12 protein-coding genes and 1 tRNA gene are annotated in these 12659 nt (G+C 53.0%); 2 read left to right on the top strand and 11 right to left on the bottom strand.

Annotation, left to right across the window (positions count from 1 at the left end):
* Position 1: 1 nt before the first annotated feature.
* The 8 genes from FFA38_RS02730 to FFA38_RS02765 all read right to left on the bottom strand — a co-directional run bounded on the left by FFA38_RS02730 (position 2) and on the right by FFA38_RS02765 (position 8474).
* Positions 2–2452 (bottom strand): DEAD/DEAH box helicase, encoded by a 2451-nt coding sequence (locus FFA38_RS02730; RefSeq protein ID WP_138275279.1) that lies wholly within the window; start codon positions 2450–2452, stop codon positions 2–4.
* Entirely contained in the window at positions 2449–3237 is a 789-nt protein-coding gene (gene tatC / locus FFA38_RS02735; RefSeq protein ID WP_138275280.1) for a twin-arginine translocase subunit TatC, read from the bottom strand. The genes FFA38_RS02730 and tatC overlap by 4 nt, the downstream gene beginning before the upstream one ends.
* An 18-nt stretch (positions 3238–3255) precedes the next feature.
* Complete coding sequence (locus tag FFA38_RS02740; protein WP_138275281.1) at positions 3256–3441, bottom strand: twin-arginine translocase TatA/TatE family subunit; 186 nt, start codon at positions 3439–3441, stop codon at positions 3256–3258.
* Positions 3442–3775: 334 nt separating this feature from the next.
* Complete coding sequence (locus tag FFA38_RS02745) at positions 3776–4771, bottom strand: helix-turn-helix transcriptional regulator (protein WP_138315453.1); 996 nt, start codon at positions 4769–4771, stop codon at positions 3776–3778.
* Entirely contained in the window at positions 4764–5771 is a 1008-nt protein-coding gene (locus FFA38_RS02750) for a helix-turn-helix transcriptional regulator (RefSeq protein WP_138315454.1), read from the bottom strand. Before FFA38_RS02750 ends, FFA38_RS02745 begins: the two co-directional genes overlap by 8 nt.
* A 19-nt stretch (positions 5772–5790) precedes the next feature.
* Complete coding sequence (locus FFA38_RS02755; protein WP_172955988.1) at positions 5791–6780, bottom strand: FKBP-type peptidyl-prolyl cis-trans isomerase; 990 nt, start codon at positions 6778–6780, stop codon at positions 5791–5793.
* 37 nt (positions 6781–6817) lie between these two features.
* On the bottom strand, positions 6818–7807 hold the full coding sequence (locus FFA38_RS02760; protein ID WP_138315456.1) for a tRNA (adenine-N1)-methyltransferase: 990 nt from the start codon (positions 7805–7807) through the stop codon (positions 6818–6820).
* A gap of 10 nt (positions 7808–7817) precedes the next feature.
* Complete coding sequence (locus FFA38_RS02765; RefSeq protein ID WP_138315457.1) at positions 7818–8474, bottom strand: HAD family hydrolase; 657 nt, start codon at positions 8472–8474, stop codon at positions 7818–7820.
* A gap of 73 nt (positions 8475–8547) precedes the next feature.
* Here FFA38_RS02765 and FFA38_RS02770 point away from each other — a divergent pair, with 73 nt between their 5' ends.
* Positions 8548–9420 (top strand): proteasome assembly chaperone family protein, encoded by an 873-nt coding sequence (locus FFA38_RS02770; RefSeq protein WP_253786195.1) that lies wholly within the window; start codon positions 8548–8550, stop codon positions 9418–9420.
* Positions 9421–9437: 17 nt separating this feature from the next.
* Here the strand turns inward: FFA38_RS02770 and FFA38_RS02775 are convergent, their stop codons facing one another.
* Together FFA38_RS02775 and FFA38_RS02780 are read right to left on the bottom strand one after the other, a co-directional pair.
* The gene (locus tag FFA38_RS02775) at positions 9438–10280 is read right to left on the bottom strand and encodes an undecaprenyl-diphosphate phosphatase (protein ID WP_138315459.1); all 843 of its coding nucleotides are present in this window, start codon (positions 10278–10280) and stop codon (positions 9438–9440) included.
* Positions 10277–10489, bottom strand: coding sequence for a hypothetical protein (locus tag FFA38_RS02780; RefSeq protein WP_138275289.1), 213 nt, complete (start codon positions 10487–10489; stop codon positions 10277–10279). Before FFA38_RS02780 ends, FFA38_RS02775 begins: the two co-directional genes overlap by 4 nt.
* A gap of 113 nt (positions 10490–10602) precedes the next feature.
* On the opposite strand from FFA38_RS02780, the gene FFA38_RS02785 reads away from it, so the two are divergent.
* Positions 10603–10685, top strand: a tRNA-Leu gene (locus FFA38_RS02785).
* 40 nt (positions 10686–10725) lie between these two features.
* On the opposite strand, the gene FFA38_RS02790 is transcribed toward FFA38_RS02785, so the two are convergent.
* The gene (locus FFA38_RS02790; RefSeq protein WP_138315460.1) at positions 10726–12648 is read right to left on the bottom strand and encodes an alpha-amylase family protein; all 1923 of its coding nucleotides are present in this window, start codon (positions 12646–12648) and stop codon (positions 10726–10728) included.
* Between the last annotated feature and the right edge of the window lie 11 nt (positions 12649–12659).

Here is a 12659-nt window from a genome sequence, read left to right on the forward strand (position 1 = left end):
GTTATCCGTAGTAGGAATAGGCGACGATGCCGCGTTTGACTTTAGTGACAGCAAGTTTTGCTGTTTCCGCAAGACCTGAATCTGCGGTTTGGGCAATTTGATCGAGCAGGTCAATGATTTGCTTGGTCCAACGGATAAAGTCACCGGCCAGCAAGTCAGCGCTGTCTAGCACCGTATCCAGGCGTGCGCCGCTTGCCCATCGATGGATTGGCAACGCCAGGCTTAGGTCCAACGGTGGCGTTTGGCGCAACTTGTGGTGGCGAGATAGTTCCTCGAGTTCGTGCCAAATATCCTGCGTAGTTTCAATTACCTCAGCAAAATTTCCCTTTGGAACCCTAGGTTCCCACTCTTCATCTCGTCTGGCCTCATAGACCAGAGATGCTGCCACGGCGGCCAGTGACGGTGCATCCAAGTTCTTCCAAACACCTTCGCGCAGACACTCTGAAATCAGCAGGTCGCGCTCGCCGTAGATGCGGGCCAAGGTTCGACCAGCGTCCAGGACGTCGTAATCTCCTTCTTGGTCAGGAGCGATGTAATTTAGGTCCGCCAGCATTCCGCAGATGCGGTCGAAGGTTTTCGCAACCTGATTGGTGCGCCCCTCGATCTGGTTGAGGATACCCTCCAGCTCACGCTGCAGTTTGAACCAACGCTCGCCCCACCTGGCGTGGGCTTCGCGATCCTGACAACTGTGACAGGCGTGAGATCGCATGTCGCGCTTCAGCTGATTGAGGCGCTGTTCTTGAAGGTGGCGACCTTTGCTCTGGCGAATGTCTTTGCCTCGATCTGCGCGAACTCGGCTGGCCGCCAAAGCGCGCTCTAGGTCGCTGATTTCGCGTCGAATAGTGGCGTACTCAACGAAATCGCCCTTGTGGCACTCCATTGCCTTGGCATAACCATCCAGAGAAACCTGCTTTTCGCGGATTCCTCTTGCCAAACCAACCACCGAGCGGTCAGCTTGAAATTGGGCGAAAGAGGTTTCGAGCACTTCTCTTGCTCGCTCGCGACCAAATGCCTCAATCAGGTTTACAGCCATGTTGTAGGTAGGTCGGAATGGGCTCACCAACGGATAGGTGCGCTTGCTGGCAAGACCCGCAACGTTGTTTGGGTCCATGTTCGCACTCCACTGAATGACCGAATGTCCCTGAGTGTCGATACCTCGACGACCAGCGCGACCGGTCAATTGGGTGTACTCCCCCGGTGTGATTTGGACTCGGCCCTCGCCGTTGAATTTATCCAGGCGCTCAAGAACCACGGTTCGAGCCGGCATGTTTATGCCCAGTGCCAAGGTCTCAGTCGCAAAAACCACCTTGACTAACTTGCGTAGAAAGAGTTCTTCGACAACCTCTTTGAACGCCGGCAACATACCTGCGTGGTGCGCGGCGACGCCCCGCTCCAATCCGCTAAGCCACTCAAAGTAACCAAGGGTAGCGAGGTCCTCATCGGCAATGTTGTAGCACTTTTCTTCTACTACCCGGCGGATTTCTTGCTTTTCTTCAGTTGTCGTTAGGCGAATCGAGCTGCTTTGGCAAGCCTTCACCGCAGCCTCACAGCCAACTCGGGAGAAGATAAAGAAGATCGCCGGTAGTAGCTCTGCCTCGTCAAGAATATCGACTATTTCAGGCTTCGAAATTCTAGGAATTCGTGCTTGCTGGGCGCGGGCTTCGTGGTACGAGACTTTCTTGCCTCGCTGAGGTCGGTTTATCGGCTGCCGCATCTTTGAGGCATGCATTTGAGCTAGTTCTGGGTTGACTCGTACGTCTTTACCCTGATCATCGAACAACTCGATGAGTTCGTCGCCAAAGAGTACGTGCTGGTTGAGTGGGACCGGTCGGATTTCAGAAACGATAATTTCTGTGTCCCCGCGAACCTCGTCAAGCCAGGCACCGAATTCCTCGGCGTTCGACACCGTGGCGCTGAGTGACACAATTTTGACGTCTTTTGGAAGGTGGAGAATAACTTCTTCCCAGACAGCACCTCGGAAGCGGTCGGCAAGATAGTGGACCTCATCCATCACGACAAAGCCCAGGCTGATTAGTGCATTCGAGTTTGCGTAAATCATGTTTCGCAACACCTCTGTGGTCATAACCACAATTTGGGCGTCTGAATTCTGATTGGTGTCGCCGGTAAGCAGTCCGACCCGTTCGGCGCCGTATCGTTTGACGAGTTCGGCATACTTTTGATTGCTCAGGGCCTTAATGGGCGTGGTGTAAAAGACCTTCAGGTTCTTTTCGATGGCCAGGTGAATTGCAAACTCACCGATGATGGTCTTTCCGGCTCCGGTCGGCGCAGCAACCAGAACGCCTTTACCGGCGGCCAGAGCCAAACAGGACTTCTCCTGAAAGTCATCGAGTGGAAAATCCAACAGTTTTAGAAAACTATCCAGCGATGGCGCCTTAGCCTTCTTTTTGGCGAGGGCAAACCTTTCGGCCGCACTCAACTCGATTTCACTCACAGGGTTTCCGTCAATTCTGTTTCGATTTTGGCGTCCCGTTTGGCACGTCGTTTGTCATTTATCGCTGTTACTGCGGCGGCTAAGAAATAGAGCGCAACCAGAGGAATCATGACCAAAAACATCGACATTGGGTCGGCGGTTGGGGTCGCCAGCGCGGCAATCAGCGCAATGACAAATACGGCGATCCGCCAGGAGTTCAAGATGTTTTTTGTAGTCAGTAACCCGGCAAAGTTGAGCAGCACTAGAACGACCGGAAGAACAAAGGCAATGCCGAAAACTAACAAGATGCGAATCGTGAAGAGAATGTATTCGTTGGCGTTGATCACGTTTGCTGTGCCGGTAGGTGTAAAGCCAATCAAAGTAGCCACAAAGCTCGGCAGCGAAATCCAGGCAAGCCAACATCCCGCAGCAAAAAGCGGAATGGCACTGAATAGAAAACCTAGTGTGTAGCGACGCTCTTTTTGCTTAAGCCCTGGGGTGATGAATGCCCAAAGGTTGTAGAGCCAAATTGGGCTGGTGAGCATGATGCCGAGGAAGATAGACACCTGCAGTTGAAGGTCAAAGGCTCCGGCTACAGTGCCAATATTCAGAGTTGCGTTGATGCCGCGCTCGGCTGCGAGTTCAACAATTGGGCCTTGCAATACCTGAAAAACTGGCTCAAAAATTATCCAGCCGACAACGGTTCCGCCAAGAATAAACAGCGACGACCAGAACAGTCGTTTTCTTAGTTCCTTGAGGTGACCTCCGAGGTTCATCTTGCCCTCGGGGTTGCGCTTTCTAGCCATAACTAACTAGACCGGCGACTATTTGGTTTCAGGCTTTGTGCCCTCGCCGTTGGCGCCAGTGGTGGTGTCATCGCTCTTAATTTCTTTTTTGAAAATACGCAGTGACTGCGCGAGGCTCTTTGCCAAACCCGGAAGTTTCGGTCCGCCCCACAACAACATGACGATGACGAGGATGATGATCCATTCCCAGCCTTGTAGTCGCATCAGTGAAACCTGCTTTCATCGGGGTTGAAGTTCTTTAGGGACCTTATAAGCCTACGCTGTCTGGCCTCGCGTTTTCTGGCTTTGTCACTCAGCAATTGCGCCCGTTTAGCTAACAGCACATCTGGGTCGTCGAGAACATTACTTTCAGGCCCCACATATTCAGCGGGTGCCTCCATAGCGGCCGACAATCGCTCTGCAGAACTAAGAATTCTCTCGAGCTGATGCATCACGCTTTCGAGACGAATGAAGAGCGAACGGGCGATAAACGCAAACACCACGAGCGCACCCGCAGCTAGACCGCACCAAATCCAGAACCAGGCCCAGAACCCCACGGCTATCCCTCATCCTCAATTTGTTTTGGAGCTGGATTCTCGCGCATCGCCTTTTGTGCGTATTCCCGCACGATAGTCCTAGCCTGCGCAGGTTCGATAACTCTTGCAGAACCGCCGTAGCGGGCTATCAGGCGCCCAATATTCGGCAGGTGGCCAATGCTTATCGTGGTGCGAATCTTAGAATTTCCAACGTCTTTAGGTTCAGAAAGTGGCTGGAACTCTGCGATTAGGCCATAGGCTTCTGGGTCGACTTCAACAGTGACTTGAGTGTCGGTAATGCCCGCGACATAAATGGCATCGTCGATTTGGCCCACCGCCAAGGCTTGAGCGGTGAGTGGTTCGTTGAGCAAGTCAATAGAGCGCATTCGGTCCAGGCGAAAGTTTCGAACCTCTTGGTTAAGTGGACAAAACCCGCGCAGATAAGTGCCATCAGGGCTTGGATCTAGGCGGAGTGGTTCAATAACCCGGTTAGTGCGCTCACCTTTTTGGTTGAAATACTCGCAGGAGATCTGAACTCCATCAAGAATTGCGCGTCGGAGCAACTCTAGGCCGGCCTCTACCGTTCCAGGCTTCACTTCAACCCGGGCACCCGAGCTGCGAACCTGTCCTTCTGAAATTAGGTCAACCAAGAATTTCACGTCGTCATCGTTGGCAAACTCTGGCATCGATGCAAGGTAATTTAGGCCCGCCGCGATGGCCGAGGTTTGCCGAGTCGAAAGCCTTGGGGCGCCATCAAGAACCAGGTTGTCGGTGAGTGACAACATGCCTTCTTCTTCGAGAGCGTCTAAATCGATCATGAAGAACCATTCTTCAAAACCATTTATGTCAGCTCGCGCTTCGTTTATCGAGGTGACCGCTTTTCGAACATACTCAACACTCAACTCAAAGTGCTGGGCTGCCTCTGCGATGGAAACTGGTCCGCGATTTTGAAGAAAGCCAACCAAGGAAAGTAAAAAGTTGAGGCGGTCCTCGCCGTTGAAAGTGTTCAATTTAGGCATGATCAGCCGCCACTCTCGCGAATCCGTTGTTGATTGCGTCGGCAAGCTCTCTTGGTCGAATCACTTCGATGTCCAATGCAAAATTTCGCAATTCTTCGGCGAGCAGATGCACGTCTAAATAGTGCAGCTGAACAATTACATCGGGTGCCGAACCCAGGTCATCGTCAAGGTGAAAGTGAAACCAGGCCTGGCTATCACGGGCCACTTTTAGCTCGGCAACGTTGTTCTTGATGAATTCGTTTAGTGAATTAGTAGCAGCCTGAATGGCATCCTCGGTTGGTGCCTCGAATGAAACGGGCCCATCCTCAGTTTTGACTAGTTTCACTTTTGAAACTATTCGTTTTAGCAAAAAGTTGCGGGCCTCCGATGCACCCAGGTCATAACACTGAAGCATCCATTGGCCATCGATGTTTCTGAGCGACCAAGGCTGTACGCGCCGCTTACTTACTGTGCCGTCCGGTTTACGGTAATCGAATTCGACTTCATGCTGGTCATCAATGGCCGAGTTGAGAGGTGTGAAACTCGGCTCTCTGGTTTGAATCCTTGGAGCAAATCCAATGAGGTCTTCTGCCGATGGCGCAATTCCAAGTGCTCGCAGTCGAACCAGCGCCTGGCTAGCCTCAGACTTCAATGATGCCTTGGCCCAAACCTGAGCGGCCAGGCTCAGGATTTGTAGCTGCTTGGGGCTTAGCTCAACTTGATGAGGCCAGACAAAGCTTCCGTTTTCTATTACGTACCGCAGTTCCTCTGCGTCTGCCTTAGGGTCAACTAGCTCAAGCTTTATACCGCTGGCTCGCAAATCTGCCTTGTCGCGCTCAAACATCCGGTTCAACGATTCATCATCATTACTGCGGGGTGCTGTCGCGTATGTGGTTACAGCCTTAAAAATTTCAGCCTTAGTTAGCCCTCGTTCAGCAAAAATCAGCGCACAGGTAAGTTGAAGCAACCGCTCAGACTTATCAGACTTGGCCGGTTGCCAAGTTGATTCGCGTTCAGTCAACTCTCCCCCCGTTTGAAATTTAGTTAGCCGGTGAACTGGTAGCCAAGATATCAACCACAAAAATTAGGGTTGAGTTAGCTGGGATGCTTCCGGTCGCGGTGTCACCATAGCCGTCGGCAGGCGGAATGATCGCAATGATCTGCGAGCCCACTGTCTGACCTTCAAGGGCCTTGATGAAGCCACTGATTAGTGAATCCTCGCGAAGTTCGAATTGTGCTGGAGTTCCTGAGTCCCAGGTCGACTCAAACTTTTCGCCGCCCCAGACGAAACCGCTGTAGTGAATGGTCACCGCATCATTGAGCTTGACAGTGTCTCCAACACCCTTCAGCAGCGTTGAAACCATGAATTCTTTCGGAGCATCTCCGGTTGGCATGGTGATACCTGGCACATGCTTTGCTGAACGGACTACAGCCGGGAAGCCAGCCTCTGCCGGCTGTTCTGCGCCGGTTGCGTAAGGCAGTGTAACTTCTAGCACGTCGAGAATGTAGACGATTGAGTCGGTCGGGCTAATTCCCAGGTCGCTCGCACCCTCGCCCTGGTGGGCAAATTTTGCTGGAAAGAGCACCGCAACGCGTGAGCCTGCTCGCACACCTGAAAGCGCGTGACAGAAGTCTGGGTACTGTCCGCTAGCGATGGTCTGGGTAATAGCATCGGTGCCATCGAACTTGGTCGACTGGAAAGCCTCACCGGTGCCGCCGTTAAGGGCAACAAACTCGAGCTTTAGGCTCTCGTCTCCAGTGAATTTTGCGCCATCACCCTCGGTGATGATTTTGGTCTCGATCTGGTCCGAGGTTAGGGGTGTCGGGAATTCCACAGTTGGAACGCTCCCAGCTGTGCCTGAAGTCTTGATCTGAGCAGCATTTTCACCGGCCACGAAGGTGTCGCAGGTTTGCTCTACACCGGCAAAAAGTTCATCAACCGGGTTTGCTGACGCACATCCGGTGAGAGTAACGGTAAGTGAGGCAGCTGCGAAGACAGCAATAAATTTGCGCAAGGTTATTTCTTTCAAGTCGTTTGGCTTTAGTTTACTCAGCGGTGCTGTGAAATTACTGCTGGCTTTTCGCTTCAGCGGCAGCGTTAGCACTTCGGATGGTTTTACGCAGTTTCTTGTCTGAAACTTTCCGTTCACCCATGTGATCCGGGTTCCAAACAGCCAAGTCCTCATCGGCAAACTCAGGCTTTGCCTTCGTGGTTTTGAAGTCCGGAAGAACTGCGCCAGGCGCCAGGCGGCGGGCAGTAACCAGGAATCCGGTGTGCCCAATCATTCTGTGCTCCGGACGCACTGCCAAGCCCTGTAAGTGCCACCCGCGAACCATGGATTCCCAGGCCTCTGGCTCGGCAAAAAGCTGGCTCTTTCTCAGTGCCTCGGTGAATCGAGAAAGTTGGGTAACCGTCGCAACGTACCCGATGATGATTCCACCCGGAGTCAGGGCATCTGCGCACTCTTGGATGCATTCCCAAGGTGCCAACATGTCGAGCACAATTCGATCGACAGATCCCGGTTCGGTTTTCTTCGGCAGTTCATCCTGAAGATCACCCAGGTGAATGTTCCAGTTGTCTGGAACCAGGCCTAGGTTGGTAGCCACATTGGCACGGGCAATTTCGGCAAATTCAGAACGGCGCTCGAACGAATCGAGTGTTCCGTGATCACCAATAGCTCGCAGAAGATACATACTCAGGCCACCAGAGCCGACGCCGGCTTCAACCACTCGGGCACCCGGATAAATGTCGCCCATCACAACAATCTGTGCCGAGTCCTTTGGGTAGATGATGTTGGCGCCTCGCGGCATAGACAAAACAAAGTCGCTCAGAAGTGGGCGGAAAGCCAGGTATTCAACGCCGGTCTGGTTGGCAATGATTGAACCTTCAGGCTTGCCGATGATGTCGTCGTGCATCAAATCACCTCGGTGGGTGCCGTAACGGGCGCCCTCAATCAGAGTGATTGTATTAAGTCGACCTTTTGGTCCGGTGAGCTGAACTCGATCACCGGCACGGAAAGGACCGGTAGGTAGGCCGGCATCGCTGAGTTTTGTCATGGTTTCCTATCTAAAAAAGATTACGAAGGTCATCGACGGTGACTCCTACCAAGGTCGGCCAGATGGTCCGACCCGGGATGTGCGGAATCTCGATGAAATTTGGTACGCCAATTGCCCTGGTTCCGGCCGCCTCGGCACTTCGAAGGCCGGTATTCGAATCTTCAATTGCAACGCAGTCGGATGCATCGACTCCGAGCAGTTCTGCTGCCCGGAGGTAAGGGTCTGGAAACGGCTTTCCTCTGGCAACGTCGTCACCGCCAACGATTACATCGAAGGCCTTAAAAGGGATTTGATCCACGACTTCCTGTGCCATGTGATGGAGTGACATGGTTACGAGGGCTGTCTTGATGCCAGCTTCGCGGAGTGCCAGCAGGAGCTCCTTTGCGCCCGGGCGCCAAGGCACCTCAACCGCCAACTGCTCCCTGACTCCATCGGTGAGTCGGGTAATAATTTCGTGCGGATGTAACGAGCTGTCAAGTTTCTCTTTGATTACTTGTGATGAGTCATACAGACTCATTCCAATTAGATCAAAGCCATCCTGCTGGGACCATTCACGAGAGTGAGCAGCTGCCAGATCGCGTTCGCTTTTCATCCAGTAGTGCTCGGAATCAACCAGCGTGCCATCCATGTCCCAGAGGACTGCTGCAGGCAGCTGATTTTTCAACATAATGCTCCGATTTTACCCTTGCCCGCTTCGCTTAGAGTTTTACTTGAAACATCCAAAGGTTCAGGGGAACAAATTGACTCATCGTATTTTTGCCGGCCGCACGCTCGTTGTGGCTTTCGAAGGCTGGAATGATGCCGGGGAATCGGCCAGCAACGCGGCTAAGTTTTTGGCCAAGCAACTGAACTGCGATGTAGTTGGCGCTGTGGACCCAGAGGACTACTACGACTTCATTTTTACTCGGCCAAGCGTTGCCTACGATGCCTCGGGGAGTCGAGTGATCAACTGGCCAGCAACCGAAATGTGTGCACCGGGAGTGGACGTTGTTTCCGAATCTCCAGACTTGGGTCGCGTGCACCTACTGATTGGCACGGAGCCAAGTCGCCGTTGGCAGACTTTCACGGCAGAGGTCATGGAAATGATTGAGGATCGTGAAATTGATGCTGTCATTTTTCTAGGGGCCATGCTCGCAGATGTTCCTCATTCTCGACCTATTTCGGTCACTGCGACCAGCCAGAATGAAGCTGCGCGCGCTGCATTTGATCTGGAACGGAGTCATTATGAGGGTCCAGTCGGAATTTTGAGCGTCCTGGGCGTCGCTCTGGAAAAGGCTTCTATTCCATCGATTGCCTTATGGGCATCAGTACCGCATTACGTGCACAACACTCCATCGCCGAAGGCAACCCTCGCTTTGCTTAGCGAACTCGAGAAGTACCTCGGCGTTCAATTTGAACACGGTGAGTTGGCACAGGAGGCCTTCGATTGGGAACGTGGAATTGACGAAGCCGCTGAGGCAGATGAAGACATGGCCGGTTACATCGCTCAGCTCGAGAAGACCCGCGATGAGGTTGAGTCCCCAGCTGCCTCAGGAGATGCCCTGGCGATGGAATTTGAAAAATTCTTACGTGCTTCAGAAGAGAAGCCAGACGAGGACGATTCGGCCATATAGCTTGGTAAGACACCTGGCTAGGCGCTGAGCACTCCCGTTGAAAGCAAAACCAGCAAAGTCGAACCGAGAGCCACTCGCCAGATTACGAATGGCAGGAAAGAACCTCGGTTTAGGTACTTCAGGAGCACGACGATAACGCTGTAACCGACACCAAATGAGACCAGGGTTGCAACTGCGGTGGCTGCCAAGTCAGCCGTGGCTAGGTCCTGGTAGGTTTTGGCGAATTGGTAAAAACCGCTTGCTATCACCGCTGGTATGGCCAGTAGAAAGCTGTACCGTGCCGCTGCCTGACGCGAGTAGCCCATCATCAAGCCCACCGAGATTGTTCCGCCAGATCTGGACACACCCGGTATTACTGCCAAGGCTTGGCCGAGTCCAAACAAAAGGCCATCTCGGGTAGTCAGGCTATCTATGCCCTTTTGGCGCTTCCCGAAGCGGTCAGCTGCGCCAAGAAGTAGTCCAAACACAATCAGAGTCACCCCGATTACCCACAGGCTCCGAAGCTGGTTCTCAATGAGGTCCTGAAACACGAGGCCGATGACAACCACTGGCAGACTGCCCAAGATAATCAGCCAGCCCATTTTGGCGTCTTTAGCGGCTTCGATGGTTTGCGGGCGGCGTTTCGATAATGACCCGAAAAAAGCCCGGATGATACGCACGATGTCGCGCCAGAAGTAAATCAGCACAGCAAGCTCGGTGCCAAGCTGAATGGTTGCAATAAAAGCAGTCAGTTGAGGTTTGGACATGTCGCCAAGCCCCAGTGCTTGCTGAGCAATTTGTACGTGTGCGCTGGAGGAAATGGGTAAAAACTCGGTGAGACCCTGAATGATGCCGAGAATTACTGCATCAAATGGATTCACTCAGATTCGTCCTCGGCAAGGCCAATTGGCAAGTATTCCTCGAAGTTCTCGCTCAAAGATTCCTCATAGTTGAGAAAGGCATCTTCAAGTTGGTAGTAGGCCTGCTCAACGGCAGGATCGTCCTCGCCGCGTCGAGCCGACACAGCCTCAAAATGCCGCTCTAATGAGGCGATGAACTGTTGCAGTGCTAGTCGAGAATCTTGAGCCATAACCCAAAACTACCGCTATTTTTCGCTTAGGGGTAGCACTAGCGGTCTATTTAGTCAGCCGGTTATCTGGTATTGTTGCTCAAGTTGTCAAAGCTCAAAACTGACAATCACCTGTCCGGGTGGCGGAATGGCAGACGCGCTAGCTTGAGGTGCTAGTCCTCTTATGAGGGTGGGGGTTCAAGTCCCCTCTTGGACACGAAAGCCCTGGTCCTCCACGACCAGGGCTTTTTTTATGCTTAGGAAAGCCACAAGACTTGGTACGGCTCCAACTCCAACCCGTCGCCAAGGGCAAAACTTTGACCGGAAAGTTGGTCGGTCACCCAATCCGGCAGCGCCAAAATTTCATCTCGCGATACCCATCGTCTGGTTTCAGCCAAGTTGTAAAGCTGAATCACGTTGCCGCTCGGGTGGATTCGTTCAAAAATCGCCACTCCGTGCCCCTGACCAGCTCTTACTTTGGTAGCAACGGCAGCGTGCAGAGAAGGAAGGTTCAATCTCGCTTGGATCAGGTTCTCCATTGCTTTTCGGACGCGAGTAGCTGGTGACCCCGGCTTTTTCCCTTGAGCGGCATCCTCGGCAACCTGCCAAGGCATGGCGGGGCGGTGAATCCAGCGGTTGTCATCGCGTTTGGTTTTATCCTTGACGAAATCATCGTCGTTGAATAGGGCAATCTCGTCTCCCATGTAAAGCAAAGGGATTCCGCCAAAACCAAACACCATCGCATAGGCGCAAATGTATCGTCTGATGGCAAGGTCAACTGCGGCTTTATCCTTGCGCTCTAGGGCACCCTGGATGCCGGTCAGCGCAGCTGCAGTTCCTGATGTTCGTCGTTCACCCGAGTGTTTTTCAATTTGAAAGTCCACTCCCCGGGCTTCTGAACCGTAAAACTTTCCGGTGTAATAATCCGCCAGGAACATTCGGTGGTCATGTCCGTTGATTCCAACGCGATGCGCGTCACTGTCGTCAATTGCCCAGCCGATGTCATCGTGGCAACGCAGATATACGCCCCAGGCGGTGCTGGCCGGCATAGCGCCGAAACGGGCCATGACGAGTTCTAGGAGCTTGGCATCCTTTGCGGCAATTGCTGACCAGATCTGAACCATAAGGCTGTTGTGGTAGGCCATGTCTGAAACTTTGCCGGCGTGCTTGCCTTCACCCAGATAGGCCCCAACCTGTGCCGGACCGACGATTGCCTCAGCCTTGTAAATCATTGACGGGGTCAAGATTTTTGAGAAAGCCCGTAGCGCTTGGGTAATTGCATGTACCTCTGGCTCGCCCTGGCAAATGGTTCCCATACGCTTCCAGATGAAAGCAATTGCATCTAGTCGTATGCAGTCAACGCCGTGATTCGCAAGGTTCGCAATAATGTCCGCGAACTCACAAAATACTGCTGGATTGGCCCAATTCACATCCCACTGATAGGAGTTGAAGGTTGTCCAAACCCAGGCCTCCATCTCTGGATTCCAGGTGAAGTTTCCGGGTGCGAAATCTGGGAAAACCTCGGGTAGTGATTGCTCAAACTGGTCAGGAATTTCGCGGTCAGGATAGGCGTAGAAATAATCGCGGTATTTTTGGTCACCTTGCTTGGCCTTTTCAGCCCATTCGTGTTCCATCGCGACGTGGTTTAGCACTAGGTCCAAGGTCAATGAAATTCCGGAGGTGTGCAGCTGTTCGGATACTGCCGCTAGGTCGGCCATTGTGCCCAAGTCCTTGCGCAGGGCGCGGTAATTCATCACCGCATAGCCGCCATCGCTTTCACCGGGGCGTGGCTCGAGAATAGGCAGAAGGTGCAGGTACGAGACTTTTAGTCTCTTGAGGTAATCAACCCGGTTGGCCAAGCCCTTGAGGTCCTTGTCAAATAGGTCGGTGTAGCACACATACCCGATGGTGTCAGGGCGTTGAAACCAATCTGGGTTGAGCACTCGCTCGCGGTCGCGCTGTCTTAATGTCTCACTGCGCTTGCCATGCTGATCGACCATGATGTCAATCAGTGGCCCGATCACATCGGTCAGCTCGTAGGTGGCTTGCAGACCTTCGATTAGATCCCCACCCCAACGATCGAAACGATCCAATAAATCTGCGTCACCGCGTTGGCTAAGATCTAGTTTCTTAGCCAGCGCCGCTCTTGCGCGATCGACTTCGGTAACCTTTGGTGCCATTGCCACTCCTT

It is taken from the genome of Rhodoluna limnophila (assembly GCF_005845365.1).
Taxonomy (GTDB): domain Bacteria; phylum Actinomycetota; class Actinomycetes; order Actinomycetales; family Microbacteriaceae; genus Rhodoluna; species Rhodoluna limnophila.

What these genes read in the sequence shown, in the direction of transcription:
- FFA38_RS02765 (WP_138315457.1), bottom strand. Translation starts at nt 8,474, where the DNA reads ATGTTGAAAAATCAGCTGCCTGCAGCAGTCCTCTGGGACATGGATGGC.
- FFA38_RS02780 (WP_138275289.1), bottom strand. Translation starts at nt 10,489, where the DNA reads ATGGCTCAAGATTCTCGACTAGCACTGCAACAGTTCATCGCCTCATTA.
- FFA38_RS02760 (WP_138315456.1), bottom strand. Translation starts at nt 7,807, where the DNA reads ATGACAAAACTCAGCGATGCCGGCCTACCTACCGGTCCTTTCCGTGCC.
- FFA38_RS02745 (WP_138315453.1), bottom strand. Translation starts at nt 4,771, where the DNA reads ATGCCTAAATTGAACACTTTCAACGGCGAGGACCGCCTCAACTTTTTA.
- FFA38_RS02740 (WP_138275281.1), bottom strand. Translation starts at nt 3,441, where the DNA reads ATGCGACTACAAGGCTGGGAATGGATCATCATCCTCGTCATCGTCATG.
- tatC (WP_138275280.1), bottom strand. Translation starts at nt 3,237, where the DNA reads ATGGCTAGAAAGCGCAACCCCGAGGGCAAGATGAACCTCGGAGGTCAC.
- FFA38_RS02790 (WP_138315460.1), bottom strand. Translation starts at nt 12,648, where the DNA reads ATGGCACCAAAGGTTACCGAAGTCGATCGCGCAAGAGCGGCGCTGGCT.